We start from the raw sequence: 22887 nt of genomic DNA on the forward strand, positions 1-22887 counted from the left end.
CCAGCATGGGCGCAGGGGCGGGCGGTGCCATGTCCGCGTGCATGGCGGAGACGGTCGAGTCCGGCGACGCCGTCCGGTGGCACGAGGAGTGCCACTGCGGCGGCGCGGTCTGCGCCCCGTGGCCGGAGGTCGCGTCGCGGGCGCTCCGTCCGGTCAACGGCTGGTCGCTCGAGCTCGGTGATCCCGGCACCGCGATCCGGGCCGGCCGCCGGCTGCGGGGCTACCGGTCCGCCCGGGCGCTGGTGGCGCAGTACACCGGTGACCCGGTGACCCTGCGGTTGTTCCCGGGCGAGGCCCCGCGCCGGTACCTGGCGGTGACGCTGTACGTCGCCGAAGGCAGCGCGCGGGTCGTCACAGAGGACTCCACCGCGGACTCCACCGCGGACCTCCGGACGGGGGACCTCGTCGTCGTCCCGCCGGACGGCGTGTGTGCGATCCACGTCGGCGAGGCGACGAGCGTCACGCTGATCGGGATGCCGCACCCTGAACCGCATCTGGTCCGGCCCGGGCTGCACCGGATGGTGCCGCTCGCCGGTGCCGGGCACGCGCTGGCCGACGCGCTGATGACCCCGCCGACGTTGCCCCTCGATGCGGTCGCCGCGGGGTGGGCCGAGGGCGCGCTTCGCGAGCTCGTGCTCGGCGTGATGGCGCTCGATGCGGCGCCGATCGACCATCGGGCCGCCGCGCGGGCCCGGGCCCGCGCCTACATCGACGTCCACTTCGAGGACCCGGCGTTGGACGTGTCCGGCGTGGCGCGCGGGCTCGGCATGAGCGTGCGGACGCTGCACGAGGCGTTCGCAGGCTCCCGCGAGACCGTCTCGGGGGTCATCCGCAGGCGTCGGGTCGAGGCGGCCAAGGTGTACCTGATCGCCCGGCCGAACCGGAACCTGGCCGGGATCGCCCGGCGCAGTGGGTTCGGGGGTCCGGACCAGTTCCGACGGGTGTTCCGGGCCGAGGTCGGCATGCTGCCCGGGGAGTACCGTGCCGGCGCGTCGAAACCGGCCGAACGGAGGCCGACCGCGAGGACTCGCGGCACCGACCCGCGGCCTCCCTCCCCGGGCGCGTAGCCGGACCGCCCGCCTGACGCCACGACTCTTCGCGCGCGGGCGGGCGACGTTTCGTGCGGAACCGGCAGGTCGCCGGTCCGATCGGCCCAGACTTGCCGGGTCCGGCCCGCGTCGCGCGTTCTGCGCAGCGGGCCTATCGGCAGGGGGCCCGCCGTCGCGGGCATGACCAGAAATGAGAAGATCATGCTGGGTAGACGTGCGCGCGCCACCGGACGGTGGCGGGTCATCTGGGCGGCGATGTTGGCGGTCGTGCTGGCCGGGCCGTTGGCCGGTCTCGGGGCCGGAGCCGCGCTCGCGGCCCCCGGAGATCCTCAGTACCTGACGGTCACGAAGACCGTCGCGCCGGAGGTCGTCTCGCCCGGCCAGACGTTCACCTACACGATCAGCGTGAACTGCTCCGAGGCGTCCTGCCTGAATGCCGTGCTGGAGGACTCGCTGCCGCCCGACCTCGCCGGCTATGCCGTGCAGGACGTCGCGATCGCGCCGAACGAGAACACGATCCCGCGCGAGGTGACCTGGACCGTGGACGGCGCCGCAGGCGATGCCGCACCCGCGGCGGTCACCGCCGACACCCACCTGCGGGTCGACTTCACCGGCGCCGTCATCAGCCCGGTCGGCACCGGCCTCGAGAACGGCCAGACCCTCTCCGTGACGATCACCCTCCAGGTGCCCGCCACCGTCGCCCCCGGCGACCACCTCATCACGAACACCGCCAGCACCACGGCCGACAACTCCAATCCGGACTCCGACGACGCGACGGTCACGGTGCGCGTGCCCCAGATCATCGACGTCTCCGTCACGAAGGCGTGGGCGCCGGCCGAGCAGTCGTACTCCCCGGGCGCGGCCTCGACGATCGACCTGAGCGTCACGAACACCTCCAACGGCCCCGTCGAGACTCTCGTGCTGACCGAGCCCGCCGCCGCCGCCGACGGCGCGACCGCCCTCGATGCGAGCAACCCGTTCACCATCACCGACTTCACCGGGTTCAGCACGACAACGCTGCCCGCGGGCGCGGACGCCGTGCAGGTCGACGTCTACGTCGAGCAGGGCGACGGCACGTGGGCCTGGCAGGCCGGTGTCCCCGGCACGGCCGTGACGCTGCCGGACGGCGTCGCCCCCGGGGACGTGGGCGGCGTGCGGCTGACGTACAGCGGCGTCGCGATCGAGGCCGACGCGGTCGCCACCGTCGCGCTCGGCCTGGCCCAGCGGACCACCCACCGCAACACCGGCGACAGCCTGGGGGCCGCGACGCACACGGTCGACAATGTCGTCGCGGGGAGCGCCACCGTCGAGGGCCGCGACCCGGCCACCGACACGGCGAGCGCCACCTTCTCCGTCGTGCCCATGCGACTGGGCGTCTCGACGACGAAGAACATCAGCCCCGACCGGATCGCCGCCGGTGACGAGGCCACCGCCACGATCGGCCTCACGAACGAGTCCGCCGGCGGCGTCGACGAACTGCGAGTCGCCGACCTCGGCTACTTCACCGACACGATCACGTTCGGCGGCTTCGTGTCCGCCCCGACCTGGCCGGACGGCGCCGAGTCGGCCCAGGTGATCTACCACCCCCTGGACGGCGGTGCCCCACAGGAGGTCGTCTTCACCCAGGGGCAGCTCCCGGCCGCGCCGGCCGGGCCGATCTCCGGCTTCGAGGTCGTCTTCACCGCCCCGGACGGTGGCATCGCGCCCGGGTCCTCGAGCGTGTTCGACATCCTCATCTCCTCCACCGAGGACGCCGTCGCCGAGGGTGAGACGCTCCCGACCACGAACACCGTCGACGCCGAGCTCACGGCCCCGAACGGCCTCACGGTCACCGACTCCGATGATGCGGCCCTGACCCTCGTCTACCCCGCGATCGACATCGCGCTGGCGAAGTCGGTGCGCCCGTCCACCACGGTGCAGCCGGGCGAGAGCGTGGTCACCCGTCTCGAGACGAACCTGACCACGACGTCCGACTACATCACCGCGAACCGGATCGTCGTCGAGGACGCTGCCACCGGCACCGTCGGCGACTTCTGGGACGGCTTCGACCTGTCCTCCGTGGCGCCGACACAGGTCCCGAGCGAGACCGCGCTGACCATCGAGGCCCGCGCCGCCGACGGCACCTGGCTCGAGCTGGCCGTCTTCGGCGCCCAGGCCGCGCCGTTCCTGGCCTCGCTGACCGCGGCGGAGATCGCGGCGGCTCTGCCCACCGGTGTCGACACCACGGACCTGACCGGCATCCGGTTCACGTTCGACAACGAGACCGACGCCGGATTCGCCTCAGACACCACGGTGACGCCCTACTTCTCCGCTCAGGCTCGCGACACCCTGCGCTCCGGCGCGGACATCCCCGAGACCGCCACGGCCTACCAGAACGTCGCCACCGCGGCCGGTTCCGGTGAGACCGAGGACGGCACCGAGATCAACGACGCGGACACCGGCGACGGGTCCGCCACGGTCGAGCCGAACCCCGGCATCGGCCCGGTCGGCATCGAGAAGGCCTGGAACCAGCCCTCCGTCCCCGCCCAGACCAGTGAGCAGCGTTCCACCACCCTGAGCTGGTCGGTCGGCAGCGGCTACGAGGGCGTGCAGATCAGCGACCCGACCAACCCGGACGCCCCGGCCGACTCGGTGTTCGAGGCGTTCGACCTGGTCCGCGTGGAGGGCATCGGCGCCGACGCCGACCCGTACAGCAACGGATGGCACCTGCGCTACGACCTGATCACCGCCGTCGAGCTGTACAGCGGTGGGGCGTGGGTCGAGGCGAGCGCCCCCGCCGGCGGCTGGATCCAGAACGGCGCCTTCGCCGGCTACGGACTCAGCGACCCCGAGCGCGCCGACACCACCGGTGTCCGGATCACCCTCGCCGAGAACGAGGCGGCCCGGCTCGCCGCGACGCAGACCGGACCGGCCTACGACCCGTACGCCCCCGCCGTCGGCTCCGGTGTCGGCTTCGCCGGTCCCGACCGGCAGTTCTCGATGACCTGGCAGTTGCGCGACCAGATGCGCCCGAGCGGGGACTGGGTCACCGGCGAGGCGCTCTACAACACGCCCGACGCCGGCGGCGTCAACAACACCGCGCTGCTCGAGGCGACCCCCACCGGTGGCGGTGAGCCGGCCACGGACACCGCCGACGACACGATCATCGTGCAGGACTTCGGGCCCGGCGTCGAGGTCACCAAGTCCGCGGACCCGACCACCGACCTGTACATCCCGGTCGCGGGTACCCCGGCGCAGAACTACCCCACCACCACCTTCACCATGACCGCGAACAGCGACTCGGTCGCGCGGGCCTCCTACGTGCGCGTCACCGATCCGCCGGCGTGCACCGACGCCGGCGAGGTGTCCCTGTGCCAGAGCGCCGGCACGGCGGCCGGTGCCATCGGGGACCCGTTCACGGCCGACGTCGAGTGGCTCACCGCGGGCGGTATCGGGAACCCGTTCGACCGCTTCGACCTCACCGCGGTGCGGATCGGCGCGAGCATCCCCGCCGAGGTCGACCTGGCCGCGAGCCCCGTCTGGCTGCTGCGCTACGACGCCGGCACCTACTCGACCGAGCAGAGCACGGCCGCCGCGGTGAACGCGACGGACCGGGCGGACCTCGCGGACGTCGTCGGGATCTCGGTGACCTTCCAGGGCAGCGACCCGGCCACGACCGGTGGCACGATCACCGCGGCCAATCGGCTCACGGTGAGCCTGGACGCGCAGGCGCGCACCACCGTGCGCAGCACCGGCGCGGACCAGGTGGTCGGCGCCGGGCAGCGGGTGGACGTCACGAACCGCGTGTTCGCCCAGTCCTACGACCCGATCCTCAGCGACGGCGTCGTCACCGGCGACCAGGCCGCGGCGAGCGTGCAGCTCAGCGGTGGCGACATCAACGTGGGCCCGACGAAGTCGGTGACCCCGGACGCCCTCACCGCGCCGACCCGGGACACCCCGGTCACGGTCACCCTCGGCGCGAACCAGGGCGTATCCCCGGCGTCGACCCTGCCGCCCGCCGAGGTCCGGGTCACCGACGACGTCACCACGTCGCCGGAGTTCTGGAGCGCGTTCGCGCTCACCGGCCTCGCCGACATCGCCGCACCGGCGGGCGCCGACCAGGTCCGCGTGAGCGTCCTCGGACCCTTCGGGGCCGACGGCGAGTCCGCCTGGGTGGACGGCGAACCCACGGCGGTCGCCGACGCCGAACTGCCGGTGGCAGCCGACGCCTACGCCGACGTGCAGGGCATCGCGTTCGCCTTCTCCCGCGCGGACGGCGCCTTCTTCTCCAGCGCGCTCCCGGCGCCGACGTGGTCGGCGACCGCCGCGTTCACCGTGCAGCTGCGCGAGCAGCACTACGGGACCGACGACCCGGTCGCCCTCGAGGGCACCATCATCAACACGGTGACCGCCGTCAGCGACCGTCGCAACGGTGAGGTCTCACCCGAGCGCACCGCCGACGCGGTGATCGGTCTGTCGGCAGGCACCCACGAGATCACCGTGCAGAAACTGGCGAACGACGGCAACCGGTTCGCCAGCCCGGGCGCCCTGGTGCCCTGGGACCTGTCCTTCACCAACACCGGTACCGGGTACCTCACGGTGACCGAGCTGCGGGACACCCTCCCGGCCTCACTCGTCTACCTCGGCGACGAGCCGGTCGTCACCCCGGACCCCGACGGTCTGCTCCCGGGTGCGGTGACCGTGGTCGAGGAGGGGCAGGACCTGGTCTTCACGTGGCCGGCCGACGGCAACCGGATGGCCCCGGGCGAGACGATCACGATCCGGCTCCTGCTGGAGCTGCAGCCGGGGCTGTCCGCGGGCCAGACCGCTGAGAACACGATGACGGTGCGGACCGAGGAGAACCTCACCTCGTGCGCCAACATCGTGCCGGGCGGCGCCATCACGAACGCCTGGGCGCAGGATGACACGACCTGCGGCACCACGGACCACGTGGCGCCGGCACCCGGCCCGAACCTGTACACGATCAAGGGCGTCCGGGGCGAGCTCGCCGGCGCGATCAACCCGGCGATGCCCCAGATGGAGTGCCGCCAGAACCTGACCGCGACCGGCGGCGACTACTTCCGCACCCCGTGCGCCGCCAACAGCCTGATCGGCGGCACGGACCAGTGGGTGCTGCGCACCCTCAACGCGGGCACCGTGACCGTGGACGAGCTGACGATCTTCGAGCAGCTGCCCACGGCCGGCGACCAGCAGCTGATCTCCGGCTCCGGCCGCGGCTCGGTGTACCGCCCCGAACTGATCGGCGACCTGCTCGTCACCGCGCCGGAGGGGGCCACCACCACCGTGGAGGTCACCACCAGCGCCGGGGTCTGCGTAGGCACCTGGGGGAACCTGGCCGCCCAGGAGGTCTGCGAGCAGAACGGTGAACAGTGGGAGCCCGCAGGTGACGCCACCGACTGGGCCGCCGTCACCGGGCTGCGGATCACCGTGGACTTCTCGACCACCGCTGCCGGTGTCCTCACCCCGGGTCAGTTCGTGGACGTGACCTACTCCTCGGTGAACATGCCGGCCTCGGCCGAGCTGCCGGGCGGCGCACCCTCCGACGTGCCCGCCGCGGACTCCTTCGCCTGGAACCAGTTCGGGGTGAAGTTCCGCAACACCGGGACGAGCGCTTACGGCAAGGTCGCCCCGTCGCGGGTCGGCGTGCACCTGATGGCCGGCGCGATCGAGATCGACAAGGTCGTCACCGGCCCGGCCGTCGGCTACGCCCCGACCGCGTTCACGGCCGACCTGGTCTGCACCATCGAGGGCGTCCAGCTCGGTCTGGGCGAGCACGACGTGCTGGAGCTGGACGAGTCGAACGGCTACACCCAGCGTGTCGACGGCATCCCGGTCGGTGCGGCCTGCACCGTCACCGAGACGGGGGAACTGGGCAGCTTCGGCGAGACCAGCCGCACCGGCTCCCCGGTGACGCTCACGGTCACCGAGCCCACCGCCGTCGGGCAGGACGTCCCCGCCGCCCAGCTCGCGACGATCACGAACGACTACCGGTTCACCGGACTGTCGGTCACCAAGCTCGTGGCCACCGAGGCGACCGAGGGCGAGTTCGGCCCGTTCGACTTCACCCTGACGTGTGCGAGCGCACTGGGCACCCCGGTGACCTTCGACGGCGATGCCACCGAGGTCACGTTCAGCCTCGCCGACGGCGCGACCTGGGTCGCCCCCGAGAACACCGTCCCGGCCGGTGCGCTGTGCACCGTCACCGAGGTGGACAGCGACCTCGCCGACGGCATCGTGATCGTCGGCACCGACGTCACCGACAACGGTGACGGCAGCGCAGAGGTCGAGATCGGCACCACCGCCGGTGAGGTCACCTTCACCAACGGCTACGACGCGGGCATCCTGCGCGTGGTCAAGGTGGTCGACGGCGACGGCGCAGGCCTCTACGGCGCCGGCCCGTTCACCTTCACGGCCGTGTGCACGTACGCGGGCGACCAGGTGCTGCTCGACGCCGAGTTCGTCCTCGACGCGAACAGTGACCGCACGTTCGGGACCTACCCGGCCGGCACCGAGTGCGTGGTCACCGAGACCGCCACCGGCGGCGCGAACGCCACCACCCTCGACCCGGCCGACGGGGCCACCACGATCATCTCGGGACCCGACGGCGTCGGTGAGGCCGTGGTGACCGCCACGAACACGTTCGTGCTCGGCGCCCTCGAGATCGTCAAGGTCGTCGAGGGTGACGGTGCGGAGCTCTGGGGCTCCGGCCCGTTCACCGCCCAGGTGCTCTGCACCTGGGACCGGGACGGCGAGCCGGTCATGATCGACCTCGCGAACGAGGGCATCGTGACGCTCAGCGCGGCGAACGGCTACTCGGTCACGGTCGACAACCTTCTCGTGGGTAGTGAGTGCGTGGTCACCGAGACCGCCACCGGCGGCGCGACCAGCACCATGCTCGCTCCCACCGACGGGCTCGTCACGATCCTCGATCCGGCCGCATCCGGCGATGACGAGGCCGAGGTCGCGACCGTCACCCTGACGAACGTCTTCGACGTGACCTCCCTGGCCGTCGTGAAGGTGATCGACGGCGACTGGGCCGGCAACGGTTCGGACGGACGGTTCGAGGTGGCGCTCCAGTGCACCTGGCCCGTCGACGGCGTCGAGACCGCGATCGAGATCCCCGGCGGTGCGGTTCGGGTGCTCCGGGCCCCGGACGACCTGACGGCCGAGTTCGCCGACCTGCCGGTCGGCGCGGACTGTGTGCTCACCGAGTCCGTCACCGGCTCGGCGGACTCCGTGTCGATCACGGTGGCGATCGACGGGACCGACTCCGTGACCACCGAGACGGCGACGGCGGACGTGCCGCTCTCGAGCACCACCGGGTCCGGCCAGGCCCTGGCGACGGTCACCAACACCTACGACCCGGTGCCGATCGGTCCCGGCGCCGCCGGCCAGGCCGGTGCGGGCATCCCGGTCACCGGCGTGGAGGCGGGCCTGCTCGCGGCGGTCGCCGCGCTATTGATCGGGACCGGCGTGTACCTGGTGATCCGCCGCCGCCGGAACGCCTGAGGTGATGCTGCACGCCTGATCCGGAAGGGCTGCCGGCTCAGCCGCACTCGACGCTCGCGGCTGAGCCTGGTTGACTGCTCGGACGACTCGATGTCTGGAGCAGACCCCTATGCCTGAGTTGTCCCGCCGTCACGTCCTCGCCCTGATCCCGGCCACCGGCCTGCTGACCGTGGGCCTGCCGCTGCGCGCGCTCGCCGATGAGCAGGCCGATCGGGCCCGGCTGCTCACGAACACCGTGGCCATCCTGGCCGGCACCGCCGAGGTGAACCAGCGGCCGGAGGCGGCCGTGAAGCTCGCCGCGATCCAGGACACGGCGCGGGCCTACCTCACCCAGATGGACCAGGCCGGCCCCTCCGAACTGTTCGCGGGCGTGCCGCTCGGGGAGAACGACGCCAACATCACCCAGTCCTACAACCGGCTGCTCCAGATCGCGGTGGCGACCCGGACCGACGGGGTGGAGTCCGAACTCGTCGGGAACACCGACGTGCAGCGCCGCGTCATCGACGGCCTGGACTGGCTGCACGAGAACTACGTCGGGGACCAGGCGGCGGGCTACTACGGCAACTGGCACAACTGGGAGATCGGGTTCCCCTCCCACGCCACCCGCACCCTCGTGCTGCTCGCCGACCAGGTGGCCTCGTACCGGCCCGACCTGGTCGGGACCTACGTCGCGACGATGGACGCATACCTGCGCAACGGCATCGACGGGGACGTGGATCTCGACTCCCGCTTCCACACCGGGGCGAACCTCGCCGACATCACCACGAACCGCTTCCTGCAGGGCGCCCTGCTCGGCGACGACGCCCGGATCAGCAAGGCCATCGCGGACCAGTCGACGGTGTTCGCGACCATCGATCCGTATCACCTCGAGCACGGCAACACCGACGGCTACTACGCCGATGGTTCATTCATCCAGCACCACTCGGTCGCCTACACCGGCTCCTACGGCAAGGTCCTGCTCGGGCGGATCGCGCAGACGATCAAGATGCTCGACGGCGCCACCTCCGCCGGCGGCGACGCTCTCGTCGCGGTCGTGCAGGCCTGGGTGACGAACGGCTTCGCCCCGTTGATCTTCGAGGGCTGGATGATGGAGGTCGTCAAGGGCCGCGCCGTCTCGCGGACGACCACCGGGTACGTCGACGTGCGCGCCGTCGCGGAAGCGGTCGTCGACCTCGCCGGCTACGCCGTCGGCGACGATGCGACGGCCATCAAGGGCTACGTGAAGTTCCTGAACGACTCCTCGCCGGTCTCGCTGAACCCGGACTCGTTCGCCTCGCCCGTGAGTGTGGTCCGGTTCGCGGACATCGTCGCGGACGAGACCGTCCCCGCCGCGGACCTGAACGCCGCCGCGCGCAACGTCGCGTTCAACGCCATGGACAAGACGGTGCACCGCCGCCCCGGCTACGCGTTCGCCCTCGCCCGGTCCTCGGACCGGATCAGCAAGTACGAATACATGAACGGCGAGAACCTGATGCCCTGGTTCCAGGGCGACGGCGCGCACTACCTCTACCTGGCCGGCCAGGACCAGACTCGGGCGTTCGGCGTCGACTACTTCACCGCCGTCTCCCCGTACCGGCTGTCCGGCGTGACCGCTCCCGACGGGGAGCGCCGCACGATCCCGGACCTGTACGGGCAGTTCTGGTACGAGAACCCGGACCACCCGCTCGCCTTCACGTCCTCCTCGGAGTCGCAGAACACCTACGTGTACTTCCCGCGCGGGACGAACCAGGTGTCCGGGGGAGCGAGCCTGGGCGCCTACGGCACCGCCGCCCTCGTGCTCTCCGACGACGTCGCGCACGTCGACAAGCAGGCCGGGGTCCTGCCCGAGGACTTCGTCACATACCCGAACGCCCGCGCGACGAAGTCGTGGTTCATGCTCGACGACGAGATCGTGGTGTTGGCCGCCGGCATCGCCGGTGGGGCGGGGCGTGGCGCCGTCACCACGCTCGACAGCCGCATCGCGGACCCCGCCGACGGCGTCGAGGTCACCGGTGCGCTCGCGGACGGGGCCGCGTGGACGGGCGACGGCGTGGCGCCGCTGGCCTGGGTGCGGTGGGAGAACCCGGGCGAGCAGGCCGCCGTCGGCTACGTCCTGCTCGATTCCCAGGAGGTGACCGTCGAACTGGAGCGGGTCACCCGCAGCCGCCGCGTGGTGCGCGCCTCGAACCCGAACACCTCGGTCACCAAGGACGTGTTCTCGGTGTCGGTGGACCATGCGGCCGACGGCGCGCATGCGCTCGCCTACGCCCTGGTGCCGAACGCCGGCCCCGACCAGCTGGCCGGCTATTCGGGCGGCCCGCTGCAGGTCCTCGCGAACACGACCGACATCCAGGCGATCAAGCAGGCGCAACTCGGCATCGTCGCCGCGAACACCTTCACCGACGGCCGCCATCAGGCCGAGCGCCTGACCGTCGACGGTCCGGCCGCCGTGGTCCTACGTCAGCAGGGACGCCGGCTGGAGATCGGCGTCAGCGACCCGACCATGGGCCGCGAGGAGGTCACGCTGGTGATCCGTGGCCGTAACCGGGGCCTGCTGAGCGCCGACGACGGCGTCACGGTCGGCCAGGTGACCGGTGGCACCTCGATCGTGGTGAACACCGCGCAGGCCTACGGGCGCACCTTCACCGCCGTCCTGGAGGTCTGAGCGCCGCGGACGTCCGTCAGGCGAGCGCCTTGGCCTTCAGTGCGGCGAACTCGCGTTCGTCGATCGCGCCGCTGTCGAGCAGGGCCTTGGCATCGCTGATCTGGGCGGCCGGCGTCGAGGCCGGCGCGCCGGCGGCGACGCTGCGGATGTAGGCGTCGGTCTCGGCGCGGGCCTGGGTCATCTGCTCGGCCTGGCGGTTCCCCATGCTCCGGCCCCGCGCGATGATGTAGATGAAGGCCGAGATGAACGGCACGACCACCAGCGCGATCACCCACAGCGCCTTCAACCAGCCGCTGAGTTGCCGGTCCCGGAAGATGTCCGCGACGATCTGGAACAGGATCACGAGGTACATCACGAACGCGAACCACCAGATCATCAGCCAGAACCAGTCCATGAAACTGTTCATGAGAGCACCCTTCCTCGGGGTTGTCGCGTGAGGAAAGAATCGGCCGTACCGGCCGGGGTGTCGTCACGCAGAACACGTGAAGTTCCGGGTGGGGCACCCGGTTCATCTGAACGACGTGATGCGCGAGCCGTCGCCATGTGGCTCAATTCGTGCACGGCCCGCGAGCGTTCGGGTCCACCACCACCGAGGGATGACAACGTGAGCTACGACCGGTTGCGCCGGATCGCCCTCAACGACGCGCACCTGGAGGCGGAGCTCGAACTCGAGCCGACCTCGCTGGAGCCCCGGGTGCACGCACTGGTGCGTCTGGCCGCCCTGGTCGCCATCGGGGGAGCCGAGCCGAGCTACGGCAGCGAGGTCGACGAGGCGATCTCGGCGGGGGTGACGACGACCGAGATCGTCGATGTCCTCGCGACGGTCGCCCCGATCGTCGGGCTCCCCACCGTGGTCTCGGCCGGGTCGAAGGTGGCCCTGGCGCTCGGCCTCGACCCGTTCGGCCCCGACCCGCGCGAGTGAGGGTGCTCAGTCGCCGAGCAGCCCCCTGGCGATGGCCCGGCGCACGGCCGCGCCGCGGGAGGTGACGCCGAGCTTGCGGTAGATCGACCCGATCTCGGTGCTCGCGGTGTTCCTGGACACGTACAGCCGCTCGGCGATCTCCCGGATCGTGAGGTAGGTCTGGAGATAGGGCAGGAGGCGCAGCTCGGCCGGGGAGAGCGGCGGCGTCCCCGGGCCCGCCCGGTCCGGACCCGAGTCGAGCCGCTCCCGAAGGGCGGTGACCTCCTCACCGAGGGTTCCCAGGTTCGGCCGCCGCTCCAGCACGTCGTCGATCTCGCGCAGCAGGTGGCGCACCGTGACGTGATCGCCGATGGCCCAGCTCGTGCGCGCGAGATGGAGCCGTGCCCGCACGGCCAGGCTCGGGAACGCATACGTACAGAACACCCGGACCCGCATGCCGCTGCGCAGGTGTTGCTGGGCCGACGCGAGGTCACCGTCGTGCAGCGCGAGGCGTGCCGCCGCGGCGAACGCCAGGGCACTCGGCGGGTAGTCCTCCATCCGGTGCCTCGCGACCGCGTCGACGGCTCGCTGGATCCGGGTTCGAGCGCCCTCCCAGCGGCCGCCGTCCATCTCGAGCTGGGCAAGTTGGGCCTCGCTGAAGATCAGGGTGTCGCCGTGGCCGACGTCATGCGCGGCGGCGATAGCGGACCTGAAGTGACGTGTCGCTGCCGGCACGTCGCCGTCGAGCAGGGCGGCGTCGCCGCCGAGGGCGTGCGCGGTGTCCCGCCAGACGCTCAGCGGTTTCTCGCTCGCCATGGCGAGCCGGGTGTCGGCGAGCATCCGGTCCGGCCCCTCCGGACACCGGAGCGCGCGGAACATGGCCTGCGCCGAGGCGTACGAGGCGGAGCCGTCGAGGCCCGCACCGTCGAAGGAGGAGCGGTCGACGATCGATCCCCAATGCTCCGCCGCAGTGGCGTGTCCTTGATAGGCCGCCACGTACCCGGCCAGGACTGCGAGCGGCGGATAGCCCGCGATGGCGGCGTCGCCGAGTGCATGCAGCCAGCGGTCGACCGTTGCGATCCGCCCGGACTGGACCGAGGTCATCACGATCCGGGTGATGAGGCGCACGCATCGGTCCCGGTGCGGCGTGGGCAGGAGCATCTCGACGGCGCGACGGGGCAGGTCGTGTGCCTCGTACCAGTCGGCCGCACGAACCCGGAGGTCGTCGCTGAGCCCCGGCTCACGCGTCATGAGCTCACCGAGCAGGAACTCGCGGAAGAGCGCGTGGTATCGGAACCACTCGCGGTGCCGGTCGAGGGGGATCAGGAAGAGGCTCGAGCCCTCCACCCGGCGCAGCATCCGCTTCGCATCCTGCCCTCCGAGCACGGCGTCGCACAGGGGCGCGGACACCTGTTCGAGCAACGCGGTCCGGCGAAGGAAGCGCCGCATCTCGGCGGGGAGCCGTAGATAGGCCTCGCGTTGCAGGTAGTCGGCGACGTACGGATCCGCTCCGGACATCATGGCGGCGTCGCCGGCGTCGTGCCCGGCGATCAACGCGGCGAGGTAGATCCCGGCAGGCCAGCCCTCGGTCCGATCGGTGACCGCCTCGAGCGTGTCGGGCGTGACGACCACCTGGGAGGCGGCGAAGATCTGCCGGGCGCCCTCGACGTCGAGGGTCAGATCGTCGGCGACGATCTCGAGTGCCCGGCCCTCGGCGCGGAGCCTGGGTAGGTGGGGTTGCTCGGACCGGCTCGCGATGACGACCTGGGATCCGGCCGGGATCGCCCCGAGGACCAGGGCCAGAACGTCATGGCAGGCGGTGGAGCGGACCTCCTGCAGGTCGTCGAGCAGGAGCACGAAGGGCGTGTCGATGCCCGCGATCGCGGACGCCAGCCGCGGCGCGGCGCGGCCGAGCATCGACGGGCCGGCCGTGACCATGTCCCGGGGTAGGTCGTGGCCGGTGCCGTCCAGCCCGGCGAATGCCGAGGCGATGACGGTGAGGAGGCTGAGCGGGTCGTCGTCCCAGCGGTCGAGTGAGATCCACAGCACGGCGCGGGTGTCCCGATGCGCCCACTGCGTCAACAGGCTCGACTTGCCGTACCCGGCAGGCGCGGTCAGTCCGACGACGCGTTGGCCGCTCCGGATGCTCGTGTCGATCAGCCCCGCCCGACTGACCGCGTTCGGCCGTAGGCCCGGCACGTCGAACTTCGCATCATGGAGTCGGCGGGCTAGCCCCCCAGTCGCCGCCGCCGTGATCGGCATGTGGCTCACCACAGGGAAACGATAGGGCCGTGCCGGGCCGAGCGGGGGTGCTTTGACGTCCGGATCGGTCGAGGGTCGCCCCCATTTCACGCGGTCCGCGTGATGGCAGCCCCGCCCGAGCCTCCTAGCGTCGCAATGGTCACCGACGTCCACGCCGACCTCAGCGGAGGAAACCGATGCGCCCCGACCGGCATGCCCGAACGATGCTCCCGATCCCGGACCGGCCGGCGACGGGCCTGACCACCTACGACGCGAAGGATCCGGAGACGTCGTACCCACCGATCGAGCCGTTGCTTCCACCCGAGGGTGCCCCGAACGTGCTCGTGATTCTGCTCGACGACGTCGGGTTCGGCGCATCCAGCGCCTTCGGTGGCCCCTGTCACACGCCCACCGCGGAGCGCCTCGCCGCAGACGGCCTGCGCCTCAACCGCTTCCATACGACGGCGCTCTGTGCGCCCACCCGGCAGGCCTTGCTCACCGGTCGCAACCACCACTCGGTCGGCATGGGCAGCATCACCGAGACCGCCACGTCGGCTCCGGGCAACAGCTCACTGCGGCCGAACACCAAGGCGCCGCTCGCGCTGACGCTACGGCTGAACGGGTACTCGACGGCGCAGTTCGGCAAGTGCCATGAGGTCCCGGTCTGGCAGACCTCGCCGATGGGACCCTTCGACGCGTGGCCGACGGGCGGCGGCGGCTTCGAGAAGTTCTACGGATTCATCGGGGGTGAGAACAACCAGTGGGATCCCGCGCTGTACGACGGCACCACGCCCATCGAACCTCCGGCCACCGCGGAGGAGGGCTACCACCTCACGGAGGACCTCGCCGATCACGCCTGCTCCTGGGTCAGGCAGCAGAAGGCACTGATGCCGGACCGGCCGTTCTTCCTCTACTTCGCCCCCGGCGCCACGCACGCTCCGCACCACGTCGCACCCGAGTGGATCGAGAAGTACCGGGGACGCTTCGATGACGGGTGGGACGTGCAGCGCGAACGCACGTTCGCGCGCCAGCGGGACCTGGGGGTGGTGCCGCCCGACGCGGACCTCACGACCCGGCACGAGGAGATCCCGGCCTGGGACGAGATGCCCGACGACCTCAAGCCGGTCCTGGCCCGGCAGATGGAGACGTACGCCGGGTTCCTCGAGCACACGGACGCCCAGGTCGGCCGGCTCATCGACGCCCTCGAGGACCTGGGGATCCTCGAGGACACGCTCGTCTACTACATCGTCGGTGACAACGGCGCCTCCGCGGAGGGCACCATCAACGGCGCTTTCAACGAGATGGCGAACTTCAACGGGATGGCCGCGCTCGAGACTACCGAGTTCATGCGCAGCAAGATGGACGAGTTCGGCTCGCCGGCCTCCTACAACCACTACTCGGTGGGCTGGGCGTGGGCGATGGACACACCCCTGCAGTGGACGAAGCAGGTCGCCTCGCACTGGGGCGGTACCCGGAACGGGACGATCGTGCACTGGCCGCGCGGGCTCGAGGGGGCGGGCGGCGTGCGCTCGCAGTTCACCCACGTGATCGACGTCGCGCCCACCATCCTCGAGGTGGCCGGGATCCCGGAACCGGTCTCGGTCAACGGGGTGCAGCAGTCCCCGATGGAGGGCACCTCGATGCTGTACGCGCTGAAGGACGCCGACGCTCCCGAGCGTCACGACCTGCAGTACTTCGAGATGTTCGGCAACCGCGGCCTCTACCACCGCGGCTGGAGCGCCGTCACCAAGCACCGGACCCCCTGGCAGATGGTCGGCGCCGCACCGCCGTTCGACGACGACGTGTGGGAGCTCTACGACGGTGCGACCGACTTCAGCCAGGCCCATGACCTGGCCGCGGAGCACCCGGAGGTGCTCGCCCGGCTCCAGCGCCTCTGGCTCATCGAGGCCACCAAGTACAACGTGCTGCCCATGGACGACCGCACCGCCGAGCGGGTCGAGCCGGGCCTGGCCGGGCGGCCGACGCTGGTGCAGGGGACCTCGCAACTCTTCTACCCGGGCATGGGCAGGCTGAGCGAGAACAGCGTGGTCAGCATGAAGAACCGGTCCTTCTCGCTCACCGCGGAGATCGAGGTACCGGCGTCCGGCGTGCACGGGGTGATCATCGCGCAGGGTGGCCGCTTCGGCGGATGGAGCCTGTTCGCGCGCGACGGGCGGCTCGCCTTCGCCTACAACGTGCTCGGGATCCATCTCTACACCACGGCCGCGGATGACCCGATCCCGTCCGGGACGCACCAGGTGCGGATGGAGTTCGGGTACGACGGCGGTGGGTTGGGCAAGGGCGGCGAGGTCACCCTCTACCACGACGGGACCGCCGTCGGGACGGGCCGGATCGAGTTCACCCAGCCGCTCGTCTTCTCGGCCGACGAGACGACGGACATCGGATACGAGTCGGGTACCCCGGTCTCGCCCGACTACAGCGCCAAGGAGAGTGCATTCACGGGGCGGATCCACTGGGTCCAGCTCGATGTCGGGGCGGACGACCATGATCACTTCATCAGTCCGGAGGAACGCCTCCGGGTCGCCGTGGCGCGGCAGTAGGGCCGGCGGACGTCCGATCATCGGCGCCGCGGCCGCCGGCCGGCGCACGTGCGCCGGCCGGTCCAGCCCCTCGGTGCTCAGGCGGCGAGCAGGTCGTCGATCTGGTTGATGGCGGAGGTGGCGCCCTCGACGACCCCCATGTCGAGCACCTGCTGCAACGCGTCGGCAGTCGCGTAGGTCGAGACGTAGGTGGCCCGGGTCCCGCCGTCGGTGGCCGCGAACGCGTAGGAGTTCTGGCTCACCGGCAGGTCCGTCGTGACATTGAAGTCGGCGTCGGCGAACGCGTCCTCGAACGTGAAGCCGGACGGCTCGGCCACGGTCGTGATGTCCCAGACGCCGGCGTGCTTCTCACCCTCCGGGCTGGTCATGTAGTACGTCGACCGGCTGCCCGGGGTCAGCGAGTGGTCCACGAAGGTGGCCGGGTACGTGGGCGGACCGAAGACCCGCTCGAGCTGGCGCGGGTCGGCGTACACGTCCCAGACGCGGGAGACCGGCGCGGCGAACTCGGCCACGATGGTCAGGGTCAGGTTGTCCATGTCGTGCTTGACGTCGGTGACAGGCATGTCACTCGTTCCTCTCGGTTGGTGTTGCGATCAGTTCGTCGATGCGGGCGATCCGGCCGCGCCAGAGTGACTCGAGGTCGGTGAGCATCGAGCCCACCGACCGGACCGCCTCCACGTCGCCACTGGCGAGGGCCTCCCGGCCCACGCGCCGCTTGGTGATCAGGCCGGCCCGCTCCAGGACGGCGACGTGCTTCTGTACCGCGGCGAAGCTCATGTCGTACCTCGCCGCGAGCGCCGAGACCGAGTGTTCCCCGGCCAGCACGCGGCGCAGGATGTCCCGCCGCGTCCGGTCGGCCAGCGCGTGGAACATGGCATCAGCCCGGTCCTCGTTCTGGTCCTCGGTCGTGGTCACGGGAACAACATACAACCAAACGGTTGTAGGTTGTCAAGGTCCTGTTCGAACCGGCTCTCTTCACCCAGAACGGGTGGGGCTTGCCGAGGCCGTCGGGACTAGCGTCCTGGTATCGGTCGGGGTTCCAGTCGCCGGGTCGTCCGGCAGCGCGGACCGCGTCGGCTGTGCCGAGCGCACGGAGAGGGGCAAGGGATGGACGAGGATCAGGCCCGTTCGGGTCCACCGTCGGATCGGTCGTCGGATCCGACGGACCAGCACTCTGACCAGCAATCGGACCAGCCATCCGACTATTCATCCGACCAGGCGTCGGGTGTCGGCCCGGACGACGGCGCCTCCGCCGCGTTGACCGAGCGGCTCCGGACGTTGGAGGCGGAGAACGCGTCCCTGCGGCGGCGGCTCGAGACCGCGGTCGAGCTGCCCGGGACGCCGGCGCCCACCGTGGCGTCGTCGGGGCGGGCGGGCATCCGCCTGCGGGCCGCGGCCGCGGTGGTGCTGATCGCGCTGGGTGCGCTGCTGGCCCCCGTCGCGGTCGTGGCCGCGTGGGTGGAGCGGACCCTGACCGACACCGACCGCTACGTCGCGACGGTGGCACCGCTCGCCGAGCACCCGGTGCTGCAGTCGGCCCTGGCCGGCCGGCTGACCGGCCTGGTGATGGAGCAGATCGATGTCGGGGCCCTCCTCGAGGAGGTCTCCACGGCCATGGACGAGAACGGGATCGCGCCGCGTGCCTCCGCTGCGCTCGGCGCCCTGGAGGCGCCGCTGACGAACGGCGTGCAGTCCTTCGTCCGGGAGGCGGCCGACCGGGTCGTCCAGAGCGACCAGTTCGAGACGGTCTGGGAGCAGGCGAACCGGACGGCCCACGAGCAGATGGTCGCGGTGATGCAGGGCGCGGACGACACCCTCCTGCAGATCGGTCGGGACGGCCAGCTCACGATCCAGCTGGCACCGATGATCGACCTGGTCAAGGAGCGCCTGGTCGAGGCCGGGCTCGGCATCGCGGGGAACATCCCCCAGGTGAACGCCTCCTTCACGATCATGCAGACCTCCCAACTCGTCGAGGTCCAGAACCGGTACGCCCAGGTGGTGGCGCTCGGCACCTGGCTGCCCTGGGTCGCGTTGATCCTGCTCGCCGGGGGCGTTCTGGTGGCGAGCCACCGGTTGCGAACGCTGATGGTGGCGGGGCTCGCGCTGGCCGGATCCATGGTGGTGCTCGGGCTGGGGCTCACCATCGCTCGCGGGCTGTACCTCGACGCGCTCATCGGCGTCGTGCTGCGCCTGGACGCGGCCGAGATCGTCTTCGACCAGGTGGTGTCCTTCCTCCGGCTGACGCTGCGCACGGTGGGAGTGCTCGGCCTCGTGGTCGCGATCGCGGCCTACCTGGGCGGCTCGACTTCGTCCGCCCGGGCACTGCGAGCCGGTGTGGGCCGGGGTCTGGACCGGACCCGCGCCTACGGCGAGGGTCGCGGCGTGTCCACCGGCCCCGTGGGCCTGTGGCTCGGTCGCTACAAGGGCGTCCTGCGCGCGGCCGTCGTCATCATCGCTGCGCTGGTGATCCTGCTCGCCGGAAGCCCGACCCCGGCCCTCATCATCTGGGTGGCGGTCGTGGCCGTCGTACTGCTCGTGCTCCTCGAACTCCTGAGTCGTACCGAGCCCGGCGTCGAGGGCGACGCAGATGCGCGAGCCTCCACCTGAGCGCGCCCGCGGTGCCGACGCGGCGCGCGTCCGGGGCACGAGCCCGTGGGTCCTGGTGCGGCCGGCGCTGTCCGCGGCCGCGGTGCTCGTCGTCTACTACGCACTGCCCCTGGGGCGGACCTCGGCCGGAACGCTGATCCTGCTGGGCCTCGGCCTGATCGCGCTCGGCGGGATGCTGACCTGGCAGATCCGGGCCATCGCCCGTTCACGTCGGCCGGGCCTGCGGGCGATCGAGGCGCTGGCCACGGCGGTGCCGTTCTTCCTCGTCATGTTCGCGGCCCTGTACGTCGGGATGTCCCGCAGCGCCCCGGCATCGTTCTCGGAAGCCCTCGACCGGACCGACGCCCTCTACTTCACCGTGACCGTGTTCGCCACGGTCGGGTTCGGGGACATCGCGCCGGTCGCCGAGGTGGCGCGCATCGCCGTGATGGTCCAGATGCTCACGGGCATGGTGCTGCTCGGAGGGGTGCTGAAACTCGTCCTCGGCGCCGTGCGGGTGGGACTGAGCCGTGCTCCGAGAGAGTCGAGCGAGGCGAGCGAGCCGGCGGTGCCCGACGAGCACAACCCGGCGCCGGGGTGAGCACGACGCCTTCGGTGTGAGGCAATCCGCTCGCTCGACGCACGAGGCGTGCACTAGGTTCCGAGGAGGATGGCCACCCTCACCGACGACGACCTCGACGTGCTGCTGCGCCGTGCACTGTCGACACACTGGCCGGAACTCGCCCCAGCGATGGTGGCGCCACTCGGCGGTGGCATGAACTCGGCCACCGCGCACGTCCGGGTGGCCGGCGGGCGGTACGTGGCCAAATGGGTGCCGGACGGTCACCGCGAGGCCCTCCGGCTCGGTGGCGAGCACGCGCTCCGGGTGCAGTCCGCGACCGGGATCCGGACCGGGCCCCCGGTGCCGACCAGTGCCGGCGACCTCGTCGTGGCAGCCCACGGCGGCTGGCTGAGTCTGCTGCACGAGGTGGGCGGCGCTCCGCTCGACGGCGAGGCGGCGGCCGAGCAGGAGGTGATGGCGGACGTGCTCTGCGCCGTCCACGGCGCGACCTCCCGCGGTGACCGCCGGGGCGAGTTCCTCCCGGCCGCCCTCTGGCACGGCCCGCATCTCGACGTCGAACCGTGGGTCCGCACCGCCGTCGGGCAGGTGCTCGCCGAGTACGCGGCGCTCGGTCCGCAGCCGTGGGCGACCCTGCACACCGACCCGGCGCCCGAGGCGTTCCTCGTCGAGGGCGACCGCCCCGGGCTGATCGACTGGACCGGAGCCACCGACGGCCCGGTGCTCTACGACGTGGCGTCCGCCGTCATGTACCTCGGCGGGCGGCGCCGGGCGGACCCCTTCCTACGGTCCTACCACCTCCCCGCCGATGCGGACCTGACCCACCTGGACGCCATGCGCCGGTACCGGTTCGCGGTCCAGGCTGCCTACTTCGCGGAGCGCCTGACAGGCTCCGATCGGACCGGCCTCACGGACCCCGCCGGCAACCACAAAGGCTTGGACGATGCGCGGCGCGGCCTGGTCGTGCTCGGGGTGATCGACGAGCCGTGACCCGGCGGCCAGGGGGAGCCGACCACGAAAGTGTGAGCGGATCATGGACGGCAAATCGTGCGTTTGGGTGGCACAACCGAGGGAGGCCGTCCAACGGGCGGTCGAAATGGACGGTGCCCGCGTGGCTCACGTGCCTGCGCCCGGAAACAGCCCAGTCTCGACCCACCAGCCGACCCAGGAACCGGTCGCGACGTCGACCGAGAAGCTCTGGAGCCGCGAGTTCGTACTCGCGTGGATCGTGAACTTCTTCCTGGCCTCGACCGCTGCCATGAAACTGGCCCAGTCCGTGATCCCGCGCGCACGGCAGGGTGAGGGGACCGGCTACTTCACGCTGAGCATGACACTGGCGACGGCGGTCGGCCCGCTGCTCGGCCTGCTACTGGTGCACCACGTCGGCTACGGTGCACTGTCCGCCGGGCTCGACCGTTGCATCGGTGCTGGCGCTCGTCATCGCCCTGTTCCTGCGCACGAGGAGCGTTGCGCCCGAGCGGGAGGCCCGGGCGCGGCTGCTGCGGTTCCGGCCCGCGGACATGCTGCACCCGGCCGTGCTGCCGGTCGCGAGCTTCATGCTCGTCCTCGCGATCTGCTACTCCGGCGTACTCACCTACCTGCAGCCGTACGCCGCCAAGGCCGGGCCGGCCGGCGGTGCGAGCGTCTTCTTCCTCGTCTACGCGGTGTCGATGCTGCTCACCCCGACGATCATGGGACGGCTGCAGGATCGGCGCGGCGACAATGTCGTGATCGTCATAGCGGTGCTTGCGTTCGCCGTCGGGCTGGCGCTGCTGGGGCCGGCCGGCAGCGACGCACTCCTCATCGTCGCCGGAGTGGCGATGGGCCTGGGCTTCGGGTCGCTGCTAGGTGCGCTGCAGGCAGTCGCGGTCTCGAAGGTGCCGATGCGGCGGGTGGGTGTCGCGATCTCGACGCACTACTTCATGGTCGACCTGGGCATCGGGCTCGGGCCGGTGCTGCTCGGCCTCGGTCTGGGTGTGTTCGGGTTCGACACGATGTATCTCGCGCCGGCCGGCGTCGCCCTGGTCTCCCTCGGACTGTACGAGCTCGTCCACGGGCGGCACGAGCGGGCCTGCCGTCGGGCGGGGTCCGAGGACAGCGAGGGTGTGGCAGCCGTGGAGGAACAGTTCGTCATGCGTTGACCGCGCCGATGACGGCCGGTTCTTGAAGGCGAGGCGCGAGAGGCCCTAGGTTCACGAGATGGGGCACTTCGAGTGGGGGCCGCCGGGCGATGACGACGCGCCGACTGCCGTCATGCTTCCTGGTGGCCTCTACTCCGTCCAGGGTCCGCTGCTCTACTGGTGCGCCGAGGTGCTGCTCCAACGAGGGTGGCGAGTGATCGGGGTCGTCTGGCCGCCGGAGGTCTCCTCGGCAGCGGACCCTCGTCACCACGTCGAGGCGGAACTCGACGCGGTCATTGCCGCAGTCGGCGGAACCCCGGACCTCGTCGTCGCCAAATCGCTGGGAAGCCACGCGCTCCCGTGGTCGATCCGGGAAGGCGTCCCTGGAGTCTGGCTGACCCCGGTACTCACCGACCCCACCGTGATCGATGCCCTGGCCCGCGCCGGGCCGAGCCACCTCGCGATAGGAGGCACCGTCGATCCGATGTGGGCCCCCGCCGCCACCCTGACGACACGCGCCGTCCTCAAGACCATCGGCGACGCCGACCACAGCATCCTCGTCCCGTCCGACTGGGAGGAGTCCATGCGGGCCCAGCAGGAACTCATGGCCGTCATCGCGGAACACGTCGACGGCACACGCTGACGCGCCCCTGAAGAACCGGGCGGTTCAGGAACCTTGCCGGCCACGAACCCGAA

General features: G+C 71.3%; 15 protein-coding genes. 10 read left to right on the forward strand and 5 right to left on the reverse strand.

What is annotated here, in order from left to right; all coding sequences use genetic code 11:
• Positions 1–5: 5 nt before the first annotated feature.
• From EXU48_RS01010 to EXU48_RS01020, 3 genes are all read left to right on the forward strand, one after another.
• A complete protein-coding gene (locus EXU48_RS01010) occupies positions 6–1067 on the forward strand; it encodes an AraC family transcriptional regulator (RefSeq protein ID WP_133105715.1) in 1062 nt (353 codons plus the stop codon).
• Positions 1068–1229: 162 nt separating this feature from the next.
• Entirely contained in the window at positions 1230–8558 is a 7329-nt protein-coding gene (locus EXU48_RS01015; protein ID WP_133105716.1) for a DUF5979 domain-containing protein, read from the forward strand.
• A gap of 109 nt (positions 8559–8667) precedes the next feature.
• Complete coding sequence (locus tag EXU48_RS01020; protein ID WP_133105717.1) at positions 8668–11202, forward strand: polysaccharide lyase family 8 super-sandwich domain-containing protein; 2535 nt, start codon at positions 8668–8670, stop codon at positions 11200–11202.
• A 16-nt stretch (positions 11203–11218) separates the two neighbouring features.
• Here EXU48_RS01020 and EXU48_RS01025 read toward each other — a convergent pair whose 3' ends face one another.
• Entirely contained in the window at positions 11219–11608 is a 390-nt protein-coding gene (locus EXU48_RS01025; protein WP_133105718.1) for a hypothetical protein, read from the reverse strand.
• Positions 11609–11806: 198 nt separating this feature from the next.
• Between EXU48_RS01025 and EXU48_RS01030 the strand changes: the two genes are divergently transcribed.
• Positions 11807–12124, forward strand: coding sequence for a carboxymuconolactone decarboxylase family protein (locus EXU48_RS01030; RefSeq protein ID WP_133105719.1), 318 nt, complete (start codon positions 11807–11809; stop codon positions 12122–12124).
• 6 nt (positions 12125–12130) lie between these two features.
• Here EXU48_RS01030 and EXU48_RS01035 read toward each other — a convergent pair whose 3' ends face one another.
• Positions 12131–14302, reverse strand: coding sequence for a LuxR C-terminal-related transcriptional regulator (locus tag EXU48_RS01035; RefSeq protein ID WP_235856769.1), 2172 nt, complete (start codon positions 14300–14302; stop codon positions 12131–12133).
• Positions 14303–14541: 239 nt separating this feature from the next.
• Here EXU48_RS01035 and EXU48_RS01040 point away from each other — a divergent pair, with 239 nt between their 5' ends.
• Positions 14542–16905, forward strand: coding sequence for an arylsulfatase (locus EXU48_RS01040; protein WP_133105721.1), 2364 nt, complete (start codon positions 14542–14544; stop codon positions 16903–16905).
• A 77-nt stretch (positions 16906–16982) separates the two neighbouring features.
• On the opposite strand, the gene EXU48_RS01045 is transcribed toward EXU48_RS01040, so the two are convergent.
• The gene (locus EXU48_RS01045; RefSeq protein WP_133105722.1) at positions 16983–17468 is read right to left on the reverse strand and encodes an SRPBCC family protein; all 486 of its coding nucleotides are present in this window, start codon (positions 17466–17468) and stop codon (positions 16983–16985) included.
• Between the two features lies 1 nt (position 17469).
• Positions 17470–17778, reverse strand: coding sequence for an ArsR/SmtB family transcription factor (locus EXU48_RS01050; RefSeq protein ID WP_133106061.1), 309 nt, complete (start codon positions 17776–17778; stop codon positions 17470–17472).
• Between the two features lie 384 nt (positions 17779–18162).
• Between EXU48_RS01050 and EXU48_RS01055 the strand changes: the two genes are divergently transcribed.
• From EXU48_RS01055 to EXU48_RS01065, 3 genes are all read left to right on the forward strand, one after another.
• Positions 18163–19512 carry a hypothetical protein gene (locus EXU48_RS01055; protein WP_133105723.1) on the forward strand — a complete coding sequence of 450 codons (1350 nt, stop codon included), beginning with the start codon at positions 18163–18165 and terminating at the stop codon, positions 19510–19512.
• The gene (locus EXU48_RS01060; protein WP_133105724.1) at positions 19493–20092 is read left to right on the forward strand and encodes a potassium channel family protein; all 600 of its coding nucleotides are present in this window, start codon (positions 19493–19495) and stop codon (positions 20090–20092) included. The genes EXU48_RS01055 and EXU48_RS01060 overlap by 20 nt, the downstream gene beginning before the upstream one ends.
• 69 nt (positions 20093–20161) lie before the next feature.
• A complete protein-coding gene (locus tag EXU48_RS01065; protein ID WP_133105725.1) occupies positions 20162–21061 on the forward strand; it encodes a phosphotransferase enzyme family protein in 900 nt (299 codons plus the stop codon).
• 126 nt (positions 21062–21187) lie between these two features.
• Here the strand turns inward: EXU48_RS01065 and EXU48_RS24385 are convergent, their stop codons facing one another.
• Positions 21188–21331, reverse strand: a complete 144-nt coding sequence (locus tag EXU48_RS24385) for a hypothetical protein (protein ID WP_165962643.1) — start codon at positions 21329–21331, stop codon at positions 21188–21190.
• A 164-nt stretch (positions 21332–21495) separates the two neighbouring features.
• Here EXU48_RS24385 and EXU48_RS01070 point away from each other — a divergent pair, with 164 nt between their 5' ends.
• Positions 21496–22212, forward strand: coding sequence for an MFS transporter (locus EXU48_RS01070; RefSeq protein WP_133105726.1), 717 nt, complete (start codon positions 21496–21498; stop codon positions 22210–22212).
• Between the two features lie 58 nt (positions 22213–22270).
• Positions 22271–22834, forward strand: coding sequence for a hypothetical protein (locus EXU48_RS01075; RefSeq protein ID WP_133105727.1), 564 nt, complete (start codon positions 22271–22273; stop codon positions 22832–22834).
• The last annotated feature ends 53 nt before the right edge of the window (positions 22835–22887 follow it).

This window comes from Occultella glacieicola, from assembly GCF_004353825.1.
Classification (GTDB): domain Bacteria; phylum Actinomycetota; class Actinomycetes; order Actinomycetales; family Beutenbergiaceae; genus Occultella; species Occultella glacieicola.